The sequence below is a fragment of the Paenibacillus sp. SRL342 genome (assembly GCF_984798905.1).
In genome coordinates, this window is sequence record NZ_OZ481790.1 from 6,235,545 (window position 1) to 6,253,426 (window position 17,882).

Here is a 17,882-nt window from a genome sequence, read left to right on the forward strand (position 1 = left end):
GCTTACATTCAGAGTGTTGTTCTCTGAAAACTAGATTCGAAACGAAACATGCGAATTACAACTTGCTATTGGATAAGCCCTCGACCGATTAGTACTGGTCAGCTCCATGCATTGCTGCACTTCCACCCCCAGCCTATCTACCTCGTCGTCTTCAAGGGGTCTTACATACTGGGAAATCTCATCTTGAGGGGGGCTTCACGCTTAGATGCTTTCAGCGTTTATCCCGTCCGTACATAGCTACCCAGCGGTGCTCCTGGCGGAACAACTGGTACACCAGCGGTACGTCCATCCCGGTCCTCTCGTACTAAGGACAGCTCCTCTCAAATTTCCTACGCCCACGACAGATAGGGACCGAACTGTCTCACGACGTTCTGAACCCAGCTCGCGTACCGCTTTAATGGGCGAACAGCCCAACCCTTGGGACCTACTTCAGCCCCAGGATGCGATGAGCCGACATCGAGGTGCCAAACCTCCCCGTCGATGTGGACTCTTGGGGGAGATAAGCCTGTTATCCCCAGGGTAGCTTTTATCCGTTGAGCGATGGCCCTTCCATGCGGTACCACCGGATCACTAAGCCCGACTTTCGTCCCTGCTCGACTTGTAGGTCTCGCAGTCAAGCTCCCTTATGCCTTTGCACTCTTCGAATGATTTCCAACCATTCTGAGGGAACCTTTGGGCGCCTCCGTTACTCTTTAGGAGGCGACCGCCCCAGTCAAACTGCCCACCTGACACTGTCCCCGCACCGGATTACGGTACCAGGTTAGAACCTAGATACGATCAGGGTGGTATCCCAACGTTGCCTCCATGCAAGCTGGCGCTCACACTTCAAAGGCTCCCACCTATCCTGTACAGATCGTACCCAAATTCAATATCAAGCTGCAGTAAAGCTCCATGGGGTCTTTCCGTCTTGTCGCGGGTAACCTGCATCTTCACAGGTATTAAAATTTCACCGGATCTCTCGTTGAGACAGCGCCCAAGTCGTTACGCCATTCGTGCGGGTCAGAATTTACCTGACAAGGAATTTCGCTACCTTAGGACCGTTATAGTTACGGCCGCCGTTTACTGGGGCTTCGGTTCACAGCTTCGGGATTACTCCCTAACCACTCCCCTTAACCTTCCAGCACCGGGCAGGCGTCAGCCCGTATACTTCGCCTTACGGCTTCGCACAGACCTGTGTTTTTGCTAAACAGTCGCTTGGGCCTTTTCACTGCGGCCCCCTCGTGCTATTCACACTACCGGGGCACCCCTTCTCCCGAAGTTACGGGGTCATTTTGCCGAGTTCCTTAACGAGAGTTCTTCCGCGCGCCTTAGAATACTCTTCTCGCCTACCTGTGTCGGTTTGCGGTACGGGCACCATCACCTGGCTAGAGGCTTTTCTTGGCAGTGTGAGATCATGACCTTCGCTACTATAATTTTCGCTCCCCATCACAGCTCAGCCTTACAATGTGCGGATTTGCCTACACATCAGCCTCACTGCTTAGACGGACATCCATCAGTCCGCGTCACTACCCTACTGCGTCCCCCCATTGCTCATAACGGCTTACGGTGGTACAGGAATTTCGACCTGTTGTCCTTCGACTACGCCTTTCGGCCTCGCCTTAGGTCCCGACTTACCCTGAGCGGACGAGCCTTCCTCAGGAACCCTTAGGCTTTCGGCGGATCAGATTCTCACTGATCTTTTCGTTACTCATACCGGCATTCTCACTTGTATAATGTCCAGCGCTCCTTACGGTACACCTTCAACCCTTATACAACGCTCCCCTACCCCTGATGCAAAGCATCAAGCCATAGCTTCGGTGGTGTGTTTAGCCCCGTTACATTTTCGGCGCAGAGTCACTCGACCAGTGAGCTATTACGCACTCTTTCAATGGTGGCTGCTTCTAAGCCAACATCCTGGTTGTCTGTGCAACTCCACATCCTTTCCCACTTAACACACACTTGGGGACCTTAGCTGATGGTCTGGGCTGTTTCCCTTTTGACAATGGATCTTAGCACTCACTGTCTGACTCCCGGAAGTAAGTCTATGGCATTCGGAGTTTGACTGAGCTTGGTAACCCTTGCGGGCCCCGCACCCAATCAGTGCTCTACCTCCACGACTCTGTTTTCCGAGGCTAGCCCTAAAGCTATTTCGGGGAGAACCAGCTATCTCCGAGTTCGATTGGAATTTCTCCGCTACCCCCACCTCATCCCCGCATTTTTCAACATGCGTGGGTTCGGGCCTCCAGTGCGTGTTACCGCACCTTCACCCTGGACAGGGGTAGATCACCCGGTTTCGGGTCTACGTCCACGTACTAAGTCGCCCTATTCAGACTCGCTTTCGCTGCGGCTCCGGCTCTTCACCTTAACCTTGCACGGGAACGTAACTCGCCGGTTCATTCTACAAAAGGCACGCCATCACCCCTAAAACGGGCTCTGACTTTTTGTAAGCACACGGTTTCAGGTTCTATTTCACTCCCCTTCCGGGGTGCTTTTCACCTTTCCCTCACGGTACTGCTTCACTATCGGTCGCTAGGAAGTATTTAGCCTTGGCAGATGGTCCTGCCGGATTCATACGGGGTTTCACGTGCCCCGCACTACTCGGGATCCGTCTCGGAGGGAACAGACTTTCAACTACAGGGCTTTTACCTTCTTTGGCGGGCCTTTCCAGACCTCTTCGCTTAACCGGTTCCTTTGTAACTCCATGTGAGACGTCCCACAACCCCAAAGAGCAAGCTCTCTGGTTTGGGCTTCTCCGCGTTCGCTCGCCGCTACTGACGGAATCACTATTGTTTTCTCTTCCTCAGGGTACTTAGATGTTTCAGTTCCCCTGGTATGCCTCTACACAACCTATGTATTCAGTTATGAGTAACTGGAAATTACCCCAGCTGGGTTTCCCCATTCGGACACCCCCGGATCAAAGCTTGCTTACAGCTCCCCGAGGCAGTTTCGTTGTTCGCCACGTCCTTCATCGGCTCCTAGCGCCTAGGCATCCTCCGTGTGCTCTTAGTAGCTTAACCATTTTGTTCCGGTTTCGGTCGTTCGCTTCCCTTGGTTTGCTTGCGCAAAGCCAAAAGTCACTCTCACCCGATACCATCACAAAAGCAATTTAACTACCTTTATACACTTGACTTGTTTGCACAAGTTCAGCTTAAAGGAATGTTCTAATTCGCGTTTGTTTCGTTTCGATATCTAGTTTTCAAAGAACAAACTTGTAAAACATTTTTGGTGGAGCCAAGCGGGATCGAACCGCTGACCTCCTGCTTGCAAGGCAGGCGCTCTCCCAGCTGAGCTATGGCCCCATATAAAGTTTAAAGGTATAGATGGTGGGCCCTGGTGGACTCGAACCACCGGCCTCACCCTTATCAGAGGTGCGCTCTAACCAACTGAGCTAAGGGCCCACATTACATATACTATTTTAACCCAAAATGGGTTACGCTTGGCGGCGTTCTACTCTCCCAGGACCCTGCGGTCCAAGTACCATTGACGCTGAAGGGCTTAACGGTCGTGTTCGGGATGGGAACGTGTGGAACCCCTTCGCTATCGCCACCAAACGTTTGAGAGTTTAAGCTCTCAAAACTGAGCAACGAGTGAGTTGCTTTGCTCTTCATTTCATCCACACCGAAGTGATAGACCAAAATGAATCGCTGTTGTAGGTTCTAAGAACCTACTTATTTGAATGTTTCCACTCGGGAAACGATTCTCCATAGAAAGGAGGTGATCCAGCCGCACCTTCCGATACGGCTACCTTGTTACGACTTCACCCCAATCATCTATCCCACCTTCGGCGGCTGGCTCCTTGCGGTTACCCCACCGACTTCGGGTGTTATAAACTCTCGTGGTGTGACGGGCGGTGTGTACAAGACCCGGGAACGTATTCACCGCGGCATGCTGATCCGCGATTACTAGCAATTCCGACTTCATGCAGGCGAGTTGCAGCCTGCAATCCGAACTGAGACCGGCTTTGTTGGGATTGGCTCCATCTCGCGATTTCGCAGCCCGTTGTACCGGCCATTGTAGTACGTGTGTAGCCCAGGTCATAAGGGGCATGATGATTTGACGTCATCCCCACCTTCCTCCGGTTTGTCACCGGCAGTCTATCTAGAGTGCCCACCCGAAGTGCTGGCAACTAAATATAAGGGTTGCGCTCGTTGCGGGACTTAACCCAACATCTCACGACACGAGCTGACGACAACCATGCACCACCTGTCTCCTCTGTCCCGAAGGAAAGGTACATCTCTGTACCGGTCAGAGGGATGTCAAGACCTGGTAAGGTTCTTCGCGTTGCTTCGAATTAAACCACATACTCCACTGCTTGTGCGGGTCCCCGTCAATTCCTTTGAGTTTCAGTCTTGCGACCGTACTCCCCAGGCGGAGTGCTTAATGTGTTAACTTCGGCACCAAGGGTATCGAAACCCCTAACACCTAGCACTCATCGTTTACGGCGTGGACTACCAGGGTATCTAATCCTGTTTGCTCCCCACGCTTTCGCGCCTCAGCGTCAGTTACAGCCCAGAGAGTCGCCTTCGCCACTGGTGTTCCTCCACATATCTACGCATTTCACCGCTACACGTGGAATTCCACTCTCCTCTTCTGCACTCAAGTCACCCAGTTTCCAGTGCGATCCGGGGTTGAGCCCCGGGATTAAACACCAGACTTAAATGACCGCCTGCGCGCGCTTTACGCCCAATAATTCCGGACAACGCTTGCCCCCTACGTATTACCGCGGCTGCTGGCACGTAGTTAGCCGGGGCTTTCTTCTCAGGTACCGTCACCTTGAGAGCAGTTACTCTCCCAAGCGTTCTTCCCTGGCAACAGAGCTTTACGATCCGAAAACCTTCATCACTCACGCGGCATTGCTCCGTCAGGCTTTCGCCCATTGCGGAAGATTCCCTACTGCTGCCTCCCGTAGGAGTCTGGGCCGTGTCTCAGTCCCAGTGTGGCCGATCACCCTCTCAGGTCGGCTACGCATCGTCGCCTTGGTGAGCCGTTACCCCACCAACTAGCTAATGCGCCGCAGGCCCATCCCCAAGTGACAGATTGCTCCGTCTTTCCAGTTTCCTTCAGGCGAAGAAAACAACTATTCGGTATTAGCTACCGTTTCCGGTAGTTGTCCCAAACTTGAGGGCAGGTTGCCTACGTGTTACTCACCCGTCCGCCGCTAAGTATCAAGGAAGCAAGCTCCCTATCAACTCCGCTCGACTTGCATGTATTAGGCATGCCGCCAGCGTTCGTCCTGAGCCAGGATCAAACTCTCCAATAAAGTATTGAAAAGAGCGATAAGCTCATTTTGAATCTGACGAGATTAAAAATCTCATTTGTGCTCCAGTCGATTCAAGCCAAGGCTTGTCTTCAACTTTCGCGTCATTCTGCAAGCAGAATGTTTACTCACTCGTTGTTCAGTTTTCAAAGATCAAACATTCAATTTAGTTCTGTTTTTCATGTTGTCGTCGTTTCAGCGGCGACTTTTATAATATATCATGTTGAAGTTCTCTTTGCAAGCATTATTTTTTCAATTCTTTTCAATCGCTTTATTTTCATGCTTTTTTCGGTGAACCACTCCTAAAAAAGGAACGAAAATTAATTTACCATATGAAATTAGAAAGGTCAACCCTTTTTCGACAAAAAGTAGTGAACCCCCCAACAATTTCGCATTTTCATGGTTCAGAGGTACAGCACCCGCTATTGAGAGCCGCACCTCACTTCCACTACTGTAAATCGAATATATGACCAGCTTCAGCATTACGGCTTCGACTTTTTCAGTTTTCCACCTCTTGCATACTTGGACAACTCTTTTGGCGGGGCAAAGCGTGCATACATGCGGAACACAGTCTTATATCGGCTCGCGATAGCATATTTGATCTCTTGGTCAAGACGATTATCACTCAGATCGAACAGCATTTCATCTAATTCTTTACGTAGCACATAGTCTAATTCCTTGCATTCCTTATCGTTAAACAACATACCCAGCATTAGAGTTCTCCTTTTTGTGCATAGCCTCTTTATCACACTTACAGAAGTTTCATGCAACACCCGTGCATTCGCTTTTTGTGGGTGCTGCTGGAACCCGTTTTATTGTTATGGTCAACTTTCTGAAAATTTATGAATGCCAACCATCACAAAATTTTATCCTCTCACCAGAGTATACGTAAGTGTGCTTTCGATGATTGCTGCAACAAGAAGCAAGATGACAACCCAGAAGGATGCCGTTAACGTCCTATTCATGAATGCTCTCCACCGGTTTCCCATCATATTTCGCTTGTCACTTCCAAGTTGTGCAAGGCTTTGGATAACCAGACCACCGAACTTCAGTCCGAAGGCGCAAGCAATAATAATGACCGGAATCTCAATAATGCCATGCGGAAGTAAACCTTTAACCACAATATCATAGAAGCTTGCTCCATAATTCATCGTGGTGTGCACCACAAATCCAAGGACCATCCCATTGATCAGCAGGAAGATGACAGGCAGAATTCCGAAGAATATACCGGCATAGATGACAAGTACACTTTTGATGGCATTATTGAAAAAGATAAACAGGAAGAAGTTCCATTGCACATTGCCCCCCTGCTCCAGCCGTTCACTGACTTCACGTAAACCTCCGATTTGGTTCAACAACAGTTCTTCTAGAGGCCCTGTACTCACCCATCCTGCCCCTATTCCAACAGCAAACAAAACTACGGACCAGATTAATGCACTGCGGATGGAACCAAGATCTCTAAGAAATGTACTGAATTTTAACATAATAACCTCCTGTAGAATCTAAAATGATGGACAAACAAGGTTCGTGTTACGAATAACTGGGGAGTACGAGCATACATTGGAGAGTAAACAAGCATTTCTTATGGGAGAGGGGCGCTTATTGAAATGAACTCGTTCTATGTATTTAGCGGCAAAAAGATTAAACGGTACCTGATTGTCTTCGTTGCTGCCATCTTTGCGATCGGTATTATTTATCTGGAGCGTGGCAATGTCTCCGTATTCTCGGAGGAAGCACCATCAGCCGTCTACAGCGTTCCAACCGAGAAGAAGGTAATTGCACTTACCTTTGACATCAGCTGGGGAGATAAACGGACAGAGCCGATTCTGAAAGTTCTTCAGGAGAATAAAGTGCAGAAGGCAACCTTTTTCCTTTCGTCCCCCTGGAGCAAGACACACCCCGAAATTGTTACTGCCATCAAAGAGGCAGGATATGAAATTGGCAGCCATGGTCACAGACATGAGAACTACAGCAGCCTGACCGAGGAAGAAATTCGCAAAGAAATTTCGACAGCTCATAGCATTTTAACCGATTTAACAGGGAAAGAACCGAAATTAATACGTCTGCCCAACGGGGACTTTGACAAGCGAGTGCTTCAGGTAGCCAATAGTTTGAATTATCAGGTTGTACAGTGGGATACCGACTCCTTGGATTGGAAAAACCCTGGTGTACAGACCATTGTTGATCGTGTAGTAAGCAAAGCACATCCAGGGGACATCGTACTGCTGCATGCAAGTGATTCCTCTAAACAAACTCATGAGGCACTCCCTGTCATTATCGACAAATTAAAAAACCAGGGCTATGAATTCGTAACCGTGTCTGAGTTGCTTAACCATTCCAGTGTGAAAGGTAAGGAAGTTCGTGATCAAGCCAGCGGTCAATAATTGGTATATTGCTTGGGCTACAGCTCAAATAAGAGTGTAAAAGTTGAAAAGAGCTAACCAGGTTAGCTCTTTTTGGTATGTTTTTATGCAAAACGAATTTTATGCTCGGCTTTCTCTCAACTGTTCTGCCTTTCCACTTACACTCCGGTTCGTAGATACATCCACCAGCCTGTGCAATATCAGCATTTGGTATGCATTACATAAGAGCAAGGGAACCACAATAAATATGGTTGCAGCATTGACATCAATACGTAATACGCCGATCGTCTCCACTATGGTGACGGCAATCATGAAAAAGAGTGTTGGTACAAGCGCGGAGATATGAGTGAGCTTTACTTTAACGTAAGCGGTAACAATTGCGGCTGCCAAAATAATGATACCTAACACAATATCCGATATGCGCTCCCGGTCTCCCCCAACAAACAGGCGTAAAAACATCACGTCAAGCAGGGCCAACACCGTTAGTACAATCTGCACGATCTGCCAACCGCGCTTTGGAAATACACCTTTACCCATATAATTCAATATCAGATATGCAAAGAAACCCATTTGTGAATAAACGCTGATCATAACCCCTGATCCAAATAGGATCAAAAGATACAGAAGAAAATCATTCAATCCATTTGTTTTCTCCCCGTTCACCAGCATCATAATCAATCCTGTACCCAATGCTCCCGCGGCCCCAATAAGCAAGGCTGTCCAAAACAGGAAAAACCATCTACGTAAATTCAAAAGTTTTCCACCCCCGAGTGTTTATTTTACCAACCTTCTCAGCAAAAAACCATCATTGCTCAACATATTTCCCCCTTTCCCATCACATACTACATCCAGTATCTAATCAAGGAGGGATTGTACACATGAAACGGCCTTTGTGGCAGCTATGCTGTGTCGTACTGGGGCTATCCGTCATGCTTGCCGGCTGCGGTTCAGATCAGAGTTCTTCGCCTCCTCAGGGCAGTTATAAAGAGATGAAAACAATGGTTGTAGATATTTTGAAAAGTGACGAAGGCAAGAAAGCGGTGGAGGAAGCTCTTACAGGTCAAAGCTCATCCAGTGGTGAAGGCGGCGGGTCAGAAGAAGGTGGCGGCGGGTCGGGTGGTGGCTCGGGAACCATTGGTATGAAAATGTTAATGCCTGTGCAATCTTCGGAACAAATACGTATTGCAGTAAAAGACACCATCACAGCTCCCGAATACCAGAAGGAATTCGAGAAGATCATGACAGATCCACAGTTTGCCGGGGAATTCGCCAAAGTGATTAACGCCCAAAGCAAACAACTTCATATGCAGTTGATTAAAGATCCCACATATCAAAAATCTGTTGGAGACATCATGAAGTCACCAGAAGTATCCAAGATGTTCATGGATATGACCAAGACTCCGGATTATCGTAAACAGACGATGACTGTCATGCAGGAAGTGATGCAAAACCCGTTGTTCCGCATGGAAGTACTCACTTTACTCAAGAAGGTAGTGCAGGACGAATTGCAACCCAAAGTGGAAAGTGGCGGAAAACAGGGGCAAGAGCAAGGAGGACAAGAAGGGCAAGGGCAAGAGGGTAGTGATGGCGGAGATGGTGGAAGTGGAGATTCTGGCAGCGGTGGAGGTTCATAAACAGTAGATGTTGGTATATTACAGAAACTGAAAAGCCTGCATCCGAATGGACGCAGGCTTTATTTGTATTTATAACACTCATACCATTAGAATTTGGATTCAATGGACTTGGCCACTTCATCGTAGATAGCCCCTATACGGGAATCTGCTTTGTACACAGAAGGTGAGAAATCAGGCTCGGATGGATGATTATCCGGTGTGCCTAATGGAATCTGGGCAAGCAAGCTTGTATGCAGACTTTCTGCAAGTCTTCCCCCACCTCCACGTCCAAAGACATAATCCTTCTCTCCGCAACTGCTGCACTCATAATAAGCCATATTCTCCACCACACCAAGTAACTCATGATCGGTCTGAATGGCCATCGCACCCGCACGTGCTGCGACAAAAGCTGCTGTTGCATGCGGCGTGGTAACGATGATTTCCTTGCTCTGTGGCAACATCTGATGCACATCCAAAGCAACATCTCCCGTACCTGGTGGCAAATCCAGTAATATATAATCCAATTTGCCCCACTGGACATCCGTAAAGAATTGACGCAGCATCCGACCTAGCATGGGTCCACGCCAGATTACCGGATTGTTCTCCCGAATAAAGAAGCCCATCGACATGACTTTGACGCCAAAACGTTCAACCGGTTGAATAACGCCATCTTCAACGACCGGATATTCTTCAATCCCCATCATGTCGGGTACACTGAAGCCATAGATATCCGCATCAATTAAGCCCACTTTTTTGCCTTGACGTGCCAAAGCTGCAGCAAGATTAACGGTTACCGTTGATTTACCGACGCCACCTTTACCACTGGCCACAGCAATAAAACGAACACCTGATTCAGGACTTAACAGTTCATGTCCATCCAGACCCGCTGCGTGACCTTTTACGAGCACTTCGTCCCGATCTGGCTCATCATCGGGTTGTCCCATATTCAGGCTCTCACGATCATGCTCAGAAGCTGCACGCACACGAATATGCACATCCTTCAGTCCGTGCTGGGACAACAGATTACGCGCTGCATCACTCAAGGCTGTTGTATCCTCAGGTCGATTTTCCAGTGTCACTAAGGTCAGAGCCACATGATTTTCTTTCACCATAATATCTCGAACCCATTCCAGTTCGGTCAGACTTACTCCCAATTGTGGTTCTTGTAATGGCTGTAATAGTTCAAGTATCTGTTCTTTTGATAACATCAGACAGCACCTCAGCTTTATCTATTGGCATGTAATTAGGTATGCTGATCCAATTATATCATTACCTTTCTTGTTCTGACTAACTTTTAGGCCGTTCTCCTGAGGAATATCTGAGAATTCCATTATAGATCGAGGCAGCCACCTTACGTTGATAAGCTTCGTCGGCAAGCATACGTGCCTCTTCCGGATGAGAAAGGAAACCCACTTCTACCAGCGCGGAAGGGATCTTCAGCGCCTGTAACAGATAAACTGTATTCACCGTTTTGGCGATTCGATCTGTATTCTCCAGATTACGAACCATCTCTTGTTGAAGCAGATTAGCCAAACCTTCGTTATCCGGATGGTTAGTTGTATAGAAAACCTGCGCTCCACTCCAGCGGTTGGATGGGACACTGTTCATGTGAATGCTAATAAAGAGATCTGCTTGCTTATCCTCTATCCGCCGTACTCTTTGTTTCAGATCTTCCGTCTTACGCTTAGAGTACCCCTTGGTGTCCGAGTCCGCCAAATCCGTGTCTATTTCTCTTGTCATCACCACTAAGGCCCCTGCCTGTTGCAAATAATCTCTCACATACAAGGCGATAGACAGGTTAATATCTTTTTCAATAACTCCCTGTTTACTTACCGCTCCTCCATCGGGACCTCCGTGTCCTGCATCAATGGCAATAACTTTACCCGCCATCGGCAAACTCCAATAACCTGAAGTCTTTGCGGAAGGCAGTTCATAGGACATTACCGCCACTAACATGGCCAGCAGACAGAGACTCAGCATGACCCTTTTGATTGTTTTTAACCTAATCCAGACTACAAAGTGTTTCCCCATATTTTTACGCATAAAAAAACCACCTCGTCCCTATAAATGACTCTAATCATCTATATGGGACAAGATGGACAAATATACCGCTAGGACCGGACTTGCTCCGCCATTCCTTCAATCAGTACCTCAGCTACCTCAGGACGTGTAAATTCAGGTGGAGGGCACTGACCGTCACGGAGCAGCCCGCGTACTTTGGTGCCGGAAAGCGCCATATGGTGTTCTTTATCATGTGGGCAAGTTTTGCTGGATGCCATGTTTCCACATTTGGTACAGAAGAAACTATGTTCGAAGAATAACGGAGTGATCCCCAGTTCCTCTGCTGTAAAGTTCGTAAAGATCTCCTGTGCTTCATATGTTCCATAATAATCACCCACACCCGCATGGTCACGACCAACAATAAAGTGGGTACACCCGTAATTTTTGCGAACCATCGCATGGAAAATAGCTTCACGTGGTCCGGCATACCGCATCGCTGCGGGGAACACACCAAGGAACGCACGATCAGCCGGGTAATAGTTCTCCAGTAATACCAGATAACTCTTCATCCGAACATCTGCGGGAACATCGTCCGACTTCGTCTCTCCAACAAGCGGATTCAGGAAGAGTGCGTCGACAATCTCCATAGCGCTCTTCTGGATGTACTCATGAGCCCGATGGACCGGATTACGTGTCTGAAAACCAACTACCGTCTTCCAACCCTTCTCCTGAAAAATCTTCCGGGTATCTGCAGGATCATAATAGAATTCTTCGAATTTCGAAGGTTTTGGACGGTTCAACACTTGGATTGGACCTCCTACGTATGTTGCAGGACGCTCCAACAGTTTTTTAACACCCGGGTGCTCAGGATCATCTGTTTTGAATACACGCCGGGCTTCTTCACCCTGATCCACCTGGTATATACTTTGGACTTCGAGCAGTCCATAAGTTACTCCATCTTGATCACCAACAAGTTTCACACGTTCACCAATTCGGAGGGATGAGGCTTGTTTATCATCAACAGCAAGTGTAATCGGTATACTCCAGACTGTTCCATCGGCAAGACGCATGCGAGACACCACCGAAAGATAATCTTCCTCATTCAAGAAACCTTCTAGTGGTGAGAACGCACCCACACCAATCAGATCCAAATCTGATATCGTCCAGGTATTAATAAGCAAAGAGGATAAGTTTTTACTGTCTTGCAACAACTGCTCCCGTTCTTCTCCTTGTACGATACGCTGAACCAGCGTACCTCCATGAGGCAGAATCGATGTCATCTTGTCAGCTCCTTGTATATCTATTATTTATGAAGGCCACATTCCGTCTTATCATTGCCAGACCAGCGTCCAGCACGAGGGTCCTCACCAGGCATAACCTGACGTGTGCAATGCTCACAACCAATACTTGGGTAGTTCTGGTCATGAAGAGGGTTATATACAACGTTATTGTCACGAATATATTGCCATACATCCTCAGTCGTCCAGTGCGCAATCGGGTTAAACTTCATCAGGCCAAATTTGGAATCATATTCAACCTTCTTCGAGTTTGCACGAGTTGGTGCTTGATCTCTACGAATACCTGTAATCCACGCATCATACTGAGAAAGAATACGTGTTAACGGTTCGACTTTGCGAATGTTACAGCACCCATTGGGATCAGACTTCCACATCTCTTCACCGTGTTGAGCTGCCTGCTCTTCCGGAGTAATCTTAGGTGACACGCGTACAAATTCAAGGTTGTAGTTCTCCTGCATCTTATCACGTGTTTCGTATGTTTCTTTAAAGTGGAAATCTGTATCTAGATAAAAAATGTCTGTGGATGGGCTGATCTTCTGCAACATATCTACAAGAACAACATCTTCTGCACCAAAGCTACATGCAAAAGTGATATTTGGGAATGTTTCAATAGCATACCGAATAATATCCTCTGGACTGGCATGTTCCAGTTCCTCTGCCTTTGCCCGTGCCAATTCTTCTTTCTCCAACAAGTTCATCTGTGAATTTCCCCCATTCTGCATTTCAATACACTTAAAGCCGACTAATCTAATATGAATTATGTTTAGTATAAATCTTTCATTGGGGATGTCAATGCCTGCCATATGGTAAAATAAATCAGTTTTTGACCATTTTTGATCGTTGCTCTCACACAATATTTTGGTTCAATTTATTCATTTCTCTGTTAACGAGATAAAAACAAAGCTGTTGGCTCAGATCATTAGGCAGGTATAAAAACATCTCATGGCCTGTGAAACCTTTGCTGCTGCTGGGTTTAGATAGTTCATGTCGCAAAGAGCAACATAAAAAATTCACTGGGCGATTGAAGATGAAGGACGAAAAGCAGAAGTTTTAAGGGGATCAGCTTTGTGACATTTAACGGTTGATATGTAAGGGACTTTTATCGTTTCCATAAGAAATACTGATAAGGTTGCAATAAAAATTTAAGCACAAAAAACAGTAAACCCAGTGCATTCAAGAAATCCGGCGTGAGCTCTAATTGATGATTTTATAAAGATCTGTTGTAGAATGTGTGGTGAGCGATGGGTAAAAGCGTAAGAGCAAATCCAAGGATCTAAAACGATTAGAGAGGTTCAGTAAGCTGTAGATGTATTAACGTACATATTATAGGACTGTATTGAGGGACATTAAGAGAACATTGAAAAGGCAATGATGGAAAAATGCACAAGCATGGGGGAAGACATCAGAGGTATGAGAGCTATCGCACAAACTAATATACTATATGGCGGAATAGTCATGAATATATAAAAAAGCCTTTGACCGAGGCCAAAGGCTTTTAATATTAACGTTTGGAGAACTGAGGTGCGCGACGAGCCGCTTTAAGACCGTATTTTTTACGCTCTTTCATACGTGGGTCACGAGTCAGGAATCCTGCTTTTTTCAGGGAAGCACGGTATTCCGGATCTGCTTTGAGCAGAGCGCGGGAGATACCATGACGGATTGCGCCGGCTTGACCGGAGATTCCGCCACCATGAGCAATAACAAGAACGTCATAGTTGTTGAGTGTTTCTGTCAAGTTCAGTGGTTGTTTTACGATCAGTTTGAGTGTTTCCAAACCGAAGTATTCATTAATATCACGTTTATTGATGACAATGCGTCCTTCACCCGGTACAAGGCGAACACGTGCTACCGAATGTTTACGACGACCTGTCCCATAGTATTGTACTTGTGCCATGAAACTGTCCTCCTTTTAATTAACCGCGAAGTTCGTAAACTTCTGGTTTTTGTGCTGCATGTGGATGCTCAGTGCCTCTGTACGCTTTAAGTCTCAACTTCATTTTCTCGCCCATGCGAGTTTTAGGAAGCATACCGCGAACAGCCAGTTCCAACATACGCTCAGGTTTGTTTTTAACCATCTCTTCTGCTGTAGTTACTTTCAAACCACCTGGGTGCATTGAGTGACGGTAGTATTTTTTACCTTGCATTTTCTTACCAGTCAATACGATTTTCTCAGCATTGATGATAACAACGAAATCGCCAGTGTCCACATGTGGAGTGAATTGTGGCTTGTGTTTGCCGCGAATCAAAGCTGCTGCTTCGCTCGCCAAACGTCCGAGGGTTTTGCCTTCAGCATCAATGATGTGCCATTGGCGCTCAACTTCGTTAGGCTTCGCCATGTACGTAGTACGCATGAAAAGTTCCTCCTTAAAATGTTCAAAATCATCATTTTCATTTATCTTCGTTCGTTAAGTTATAACTTTAGGTGTTGATGGATTGTAAATTTGATGTGAACCTCTTAATTGGGGCTGTGGGAAAGCCATTAAGAAAACACAACTTTTATATTACATGATAGGCAATTAAATCGCAAGTGTTAATTAAGCTTTTCACTCACCAAATTTAATCTTTTTTGTATTCAAGATCCCAGAGCATTAAACCGCAGCTAACTGCAGTAGGTCCTGCAGCAGATCGATTACATGCAGCAATCATATTCGGTACATCAGAGGCTTTCCGTTTGCCCTCTCCGATCTCCAGCAGTGTCCCTACAATGATACGAACCATATGCTGCAAAAAGCCGTTACCACTCACATAAATGTGAATGACACCCTGATCGCGCGGATGGTCTCTGCACATTGTTCGGTCCACTTCAATCCATGCTTCGTATACCGAACGGACATGATTCTCTTTCTGAGACTTGCGTGAAGCAAAAGAGGTAAAATCATACGTCCCTATGAAATGTCGTAGGCCCTCCTGCATTGCCATAATATCAAGCTTCGCATGATGATGATACTGCAGTCTTCTGTTGAATACATCCGGAAATTGATTCGCATTGACTGTATAACGATACGTTTTCTTTTTCGCTGCATAGCGAGAATGAAAATCATCCGAAACTTCAATCGCATCAATGACGACAATATCGGAGGGTAATCTGGAGTTGAGTGCAATACACCAGCGTTCAATCGGGATCTGGGACTCCGTAGGAAAATTAAAGATTTGTCTGCGGGCGTGAACACCTGCATCTGTTCGGCCTGAACCTGTAATTTTAACTTTCTCACCGGTTAAAGCACGAATCGCATCTTCAAGATGATCCTGAATGGTATTCCCACCCGGCTGTACTTGGAAGCCGTAATAGGCAGTGCCATCATAAGTTAACGTCATACATAAGTTCCGCATTATTACCACACCTTTGTTCCATACTATACATATCCCTATCCCGAACAGCAAAAGAAGCCCCTTACGGAGCTTCTATTACAGCACGAATTCCGAAATGAAGAGAAAAAAAGGGTTAATCCAGAATCGTTGATTCTGTCCCCTTTCCTCATCTCATCTGTTTTACGCGCGGTCTACCAGTTCCAAGTAAACCATTGGCGCTGCGTCACCACGACGAGGTCCCAGTTTCAAGATACGAGTGTATCCACCTGGACGCTCAGCGTAACGACCGGACAATTCGCTAAACAGTTTTTGGATTGCATCTTGCTCACCATCGATAGTTTCGCGGCGAACATAAGCTGCCACTTGGCGACGGGCATGAAGATCTCCCTTTTTCGCTTTAGTGATCAGTTTTTCAGCAATAGAGCGAACCTCTTTTGCTTTCGCTTCAGTTGTCTGAATGCGTTCGTATAAGAACAGGTCGGTTACCAGGTCACGGAACAAAGCTTTACGTGCACTGGAATTACGGCCCAACTTTTGGTATGCCATTGTTTTCCCTCCTTCACTTCAAGCACTCGGCTGTCTATTCTTCTGTACGTAGTCCCAAACCAAGTTCCTCAAGCTTCTCTTGAACTTCTTCCAAAGACTTGCGTCCGAGGTTACGGACTTTCATCATGTCTTCTTCCGTTTTCGTAGTCAGCTCTTGCACGGTATTAATACCGGCACGTTTGAGGCAGTTGTAGGAACGAACAGAGAGATCCAGCTCTTCGATCGTCATTTCGAGTACTTTTTCTTTTTTGTCTTCTTCTTTTTCGACCATGATCTCTGCATCTTTCGCTTCGTCTGTAAGACCCACGAAGAGCATCAAATGCTCAGTCAAAATTTTAGCGCCGAGGCTTACAGCCTCTTCAGGACGAATACTTCCATCAGTCCAAACTTCCAACGTGAGCTTGTCATAGTTGGTCACTTGACCGACACGCGTATTTTCCACAGCGTAGTTAACGCGACTGATCGGGGTGAAGATGGAATCGACTGGGATGACGCCGATCGGCTGGTCATCGCGTTTATTCCGATCTGCCTGGACGTAGCCGCGACCGCGATTGGCAAAAATACGCATGTGAAGTCTCGAACCTGGTCCGAGCGTAGCAATGTGCAAATCCGGGTTAAGGATTTCCACATCGGAGTCAGCACGGATATCTCCAGCCGTAATTGCTCCTTCGCCTTCAGCATCAATCTCGAGCACTTTCTCCTCGTCCGAATGAATCTTAAGCGACAAAGCTTTCAGGTTAAGAATAACCTCCGTTACATCTTCCATTACGCCAGGAACTGTAGCAAATTCATGCAGAACGCCATCGATTTGAACCGAAGACACTGCCGCACCCGGCAGTGACGAGAGCAAGATTCGGCGAAGCGAGTTTCCAAGCGTCGTACCGTATCCGCGCTCAAGCGGTTCTACTACGAATTTCCCATAGGTGCCATCATCGTTGACGTCTACCGTCTCAATTTTCGGCTTTTCGATTTCAATCACTGCAATACCCCTCCTTCAAAACGTCGGTCCTCTATGAAACATTTACCTTCTCTTGCGAAAACATGTAGTAGTATGCCTAAACAACCATTATTAGCAGATTGTGCCGGAAATATACCACACGCAGGGGCAAATCTCATTAGACACGACGACGTTTTGGAGGACGGCATCCGTTATGCGGGACTGGAGTTACGTCTTTGATCAGGTTAACTTCAAGACCAGCAGCTTGCAAAGAGCGAATCGCTGCTTCACGGCCTGCGCCTGGTCCTTTAACCATAACCTCAACGGCTTTCATCCCATGTTCCATTGCAGCTTTGGCAGCAGTCTCAGCAGCCATTTGTGCAGCAAACGGAGTCGATTTACGGGAACCTCTGAATCCGAGGCCGCCGGAGCTTGCCCACGAAATTGCGTTTCCGTGAGGATCCGTAATAGTAACGATAGTGTTATTGAAAGTGGAACGGATATGCGCCACGCCAGATTCAATATTCTTACGGTCACGACGTTTGGTACGTACGACTTTTTTCGGTTTAGCCATTTTCT

General features: G+C 47.0%; 16 protein-coding genes, 2 tRNA genes and 3 rRNA genes. 2 read left to right on the forward strand and 19 right to left on the reverse strand.

The window, feature by feature from the left end; genetic code table 11:
* Nucleotides 1–68: 68 nt before the first annotated feature.
* The 8 genes from AC4E8D_RS27400 to AC4E8D_RS27435 all read right to left on the reverse strand — a co-directional run bounded on the left by AC4E8D_RS27400 (nt 69) and on the right by AC4E8D_RS27435 (nt 6,720).
* Nucleotides 69–2,996, reverse strand: a 23S ribosomal RNA gene (locus tag AC4E8D_RS27400).
* Between the two features lie 206 nt (nt 2,997–3,202).
* Nucleotides 3,203–3,278 (reverse strand) — tRNA-Ala (locus tag AC4E8D_RS27405).
* Between the two features lie 22 nt (nt 3,279–3,300).
* Nucleotides 3,301–3,377, reverse strand: a tRNA-Ile gene (locus AC4E8D_RS27410).
* Between the two features lie 36 nt (nt 3,378–3,413).
* A 5S ribosomal RNA gene (gene rrf / locus AC4E8D_RS27415) occupies nt 3,414–3,530 on the reverse strand.
* 156 nt (nt 3,531–3,686) lie between these two features.
* Nucleotides 3,687–5,239 (reverse strand): 16S ribosomal RNA (locus AC4E8D_RS27420).
* The 16S, 23S and 5S rRNA genes sit together here with 2 tRNA genes alongside, the layout of an rRNA operon.
* Before the next feature lie 249 nt (nt 5,240–5,488).
* Complete coding sequence (locus AC4E8D_RS27425) at nt 5,489–5,719, reverse strand: hypothetical protein (protein WP_221825226.1); 231 nt, start codon at nt 5,717–5,719, stop codon at nt 5,489–5,491.
* Nucleotides 5,719–5,949, reverse strand: coding sequence for a hypothetical protein (locus AC4E8D_RS27430; RefSeq protein ID WP_056697767.1), 231 nt, complete (start codon nt 5,947–5,949; stop codon nt 5,719–5,721). The genes AC4E8D_RS27425 and AC4E8D_RS27430 overlap by 1 nt, the downstream gene beginning before the upstream one ends.
* Nucleotides 5,950–6,102: 153 nt before the next feature.
* Nucleotides 6,103–6,720 carry a stage II sporulation protein M gene (locus tag AC4E8D_RS27435; RefSeq protein WP_221825229.1) on the reverse strand — a complete coding sequence of 206 codons (618 nt, stop codon included), beginning with the start codon at nt 6,718–6,720 and terminating at the stop codon, nt 6,103–6,105.
* Nucleotides 6,721–6,843: 123 nt separating this feature from the next.
* On the opposite strand from AC4E8D_RS27435, the gene pdaB reads away from it, so the two are divergent.
* Entirely contained in the window at nt 6,844–7,620 is a 777-nt protein-coding gene (pdaB, locus tag AC4E8D_RS27440; protein ID WP_221825232.1) for a polysaccharide deacetylase family sporulation protein PdaB, read from the forward strand.
* Between the two features lie 99 nt (nt 7,621–7,719).
* Here pdaB and AC4E8D_RS27445 read toward each other — a convergent pair whose 3' ends face one another.
* A complete protein-coding gene (locus tag AC4E8D_RS27445; protein WP_221825235.1) occupies nt 7,720–8,352 on the reverse strand; it encodes a KinB-signaling pathway activation protein in 633 nt (210 codons plus the stop codon).
* A 125-nt stretch (nt 8,353–8,477) separates the two neighbouring features.
* On the opposite strand from AC4E8D_RS27445, the gene gerD reads away from it, so the two are divergent.
* Entirely contained in the window at nt 8,478–9,233 is a 756-nt protein-coding gene (gene gerD, locus AC4E8D_RS27450; RefSeq protein WP_221825239.1) for a spore germination lipoprotein GerD, read from the forward strand.
* Between the two features lie 86 nt (nt 9,234–9,319).
* Here gerD and AC4E8D_RS27455 read toward each other — a convergent pair whose 3' ends face one another.
* The 10 genes from AC4E8D_RS27455 to rpsK all read right to left on the reverse strand — a co-directional run bounded on the left by AC4E8D_RS27455 (nt 9,320) and on the right by rpsK (nt 17,877).
* Nucleotides 9,320–10,420 (reverse strand): Mrp/NBP35 family ATP-binding protein, encoded by a 1,101-nt coding sequence (locus AC4E8D_RS27455; protein ID WP_339305770.1) that lies wholly within the window; start codon nt 10,418–10,420, stop codon nt 9,320–9,322.
* 79 nt (nt 10,421–10,499) lie between these two features.
* Nucleotides 10,500–11,255: an N-acetylmuramoyl-L-alanine amidase CwlD gene (cwlD, locus tag AC4E8D_RS27460; RefSeq protein ID WP_339179697.1), complete on the reverse strand. Its 756-nt coding sequence runs from the start codon at nt 11,253–11,255 to the stop codon at nt 10,500–10,502.
* 68 nt (nt 11,256–11,323) lie between these two features.
* Nucleotides 11,324–12,493: a sulfate adenylyltransferase gene (sat, locus tag AC4E8D_RS27465; protein ID WP_339305772.1), complete on the reverse strand. Its 1,170-nt coding sequence runs from the start codon at nt 12,491–12,493 to the stop codon at nt 11,324–11,326.
* Between the two features lie 23 nt (nt 12,494–12,516).
* The gene (locus AC4E8D_RS27470) at nt 12,517–13,209 is read right to left on the reverse strand and encodes a phosphoadenylyl-sulfate reductase (RefSeq protein ID WP_339179703.1); all 693 of its coding nucleotides are present in this window, start codon (nt 13,207–13,209) and stop codon (nt 12,517–12,519) included.
* A gap of 803 nt (nt 13,210–14,012) precedes the next feature.
* The gene (rpsI, locus tag AC4E8D_RS27475; RefSeq protein ID WP_017692105.1) at nt 14,013–14,405 is read right to left on the reverse strand and encodes a 30S ribosomal protein S9; all 393 of its coding nucleotides are present in this window, start codon (nt 14,403–14,405) and stop codon (nt 14,013–14,015) included.
* Between the two features lie 19 nt (nt 14,406–14,424).
* Nucleotides 14,425–14,862, reverse strand: coding sequence for a 50S ribosomal protein L13 (gene rplM, locus AC4E8D_RS27480; protein WP_024633564.1), 438 nt, complete (start codon nt 14,860–14,862; stop codon nt 14,425–14,427).
* Between the two features lie 205 nt (nt 14,863–15,067).
* Nucleotides 15,068–15,841, reverse strand: a complete 774-nt coding sequence (gene truA, locus AC4E8D_RS27485) for a tRNA pseudouridine(38-40) synthase TruA (protein WP_490205415.1) — start codon at nt 15,839–15,841, stop codon at nt 15,068–15,070.
* A gap of 159 nt (nt 15,842–16,000) precedes the next feature.
* Nucleotides 16,001–16,366 (reverse strand): 50S ribosomal protein L17, encoded by a 366-nt coding sequence (gene rplQ / locus AC4E8D_RS27490; protein ID WP_017692102.1) that lies wholly within the window; start codon nt 16,364–16,366, stop codon nt 16,001–16,003.
* Nucleotides 16,367–16,400: 34 nt separating this feature from the next.
* Nucleotides 16,401–17,345, reverse strand: a complete 945-nt coding sequence (locus tag AC4E8D_RS27495) for a DNA-directed RNA polymerase subunit alpha (RefSeq protein WP_017692101.1) — start codon at nt 17,343–17,345, stop codon at nt 16,401–16,403.
* Between the two features lie 136 nt (nt 17,346–17,481).
* The gene (rpsK, locus tag AC4E8D_RS27500; RefSeq protein ID WP_017692100.1) at nt 17,482–17,877 is read right to left on the reverse strand and encodes a 30S ribosomal protein S11; all 396 of its coding nucleotides are present in this window, start codon (nt 17,875–17,877) and stop codon (nt 17,482–17,484) included.
* Nucleotides 17,878–17,882: the final 5 nt, after the last annotated feature.

What these genes read in the sequence shown, in the direction of transcription:
- AC4E8D_RS27425 (WP_221825226.1), bottom strand. Translation starts at nt 5,719, where the DNA reads ATGCTGAAGCTGGTCATATATTCGATTTACAGTAGTGGAAGTGAGGTG.
- AC4E8D_RS27430 (WP_056697767.1), bottom strand. Translation starts at nt 5,949, where the DNA reads ATGCTGGGTATGTTGTTTAACGATAAGGAATGCAAGGAATTAGACTAT.
- AC4E8D_RS27435 (WP_221825229.1), bottom strand. Translation starts at nt 6,720, where the DNA reads ATGTTAAAATTCAGTACATTTCTTAGAGATCTTGGTTCCATCCGCAGT.
- pdaB (WP_221825232.1), top strand. Translation starts at nt 6,844, where the DNA reads ATGAACTCGTTCTATGTATTTAGCGGCAAAAAGATTAAACGGTACCTG.
- gerD (WP_221825239.1), top strand. Translation starts at nt 8,478, where the DNA reads ATGAAACGGCCTTTGTGGCAGCTATGCTGTGTCGTACTGGGGCTATCC.
- AC4E8D_RS27455 (WP_339305770.1), bottom strand. Translation starts at nt 10,420, where the DNA reads ATGTTATCAAAAGAACAGATACTTGAACTATTACAGCCATTACAAGAA.
- cwlD (WP_339179697.1), bottom strand. Translation starts at nt 11,255, where the DNA reads ATGCGTAAAAATATGGGGAAACACTTTGTAGTCTGGATTAGGTTAAAA.
- sat (WP_339305772.1), bottom strand. Translation starts at nt 12,493, where the DNA reads ATGACATCGATTCTGCCTCATGGAGGTACGCTGGTTCAGCGTATCGTA.
- AC4E8D_RS27470 (WP_339179703.1), bottom strand. Translation starts at nt 13,209, where the DNA reads ATGAACTTGTTGGAGAAAGAAGAATTGGCACGGGCAAAGGCAGAGGAA.
- rpsI (WP_017692105.1), bottom strand. Translation starts at nt 14,405, where the DNA reads ATGGCACAAGTACAATACTATGGGACAGGTCGTCGTAAACATTCGGTA.
- rplM (WP_024633564.1), bottom strand. Translation starts at nt 14,862, where the DNA reads ATGCGTACTACGTACATGGCGAAGCCTAACGAAGTTGAGCGCCAATGG.
- truA (WP_490205415.1), bottom strand. Translation starts at nt 15,841, where the DNA reads ATGCGGAACTTATGTATGACGTTAACTTATGATGGCACTGCCTATTAC.
- rplQ (WP_017692102.1), bottom strand. Translation starts at nt 16,366, where the DNA reads ATGGCATACCAAAAGTTGGGCCGTAATTCCAGTGCACGTAAAGCTTTG.
- rpsK (WP_017692100.1), bottom strand. Translation starts at nt 17,877, where the DNA reads ATGGCTAAACCGAAAAAAGTCGTACGTACCAAACGTCGTGACCGTAAG.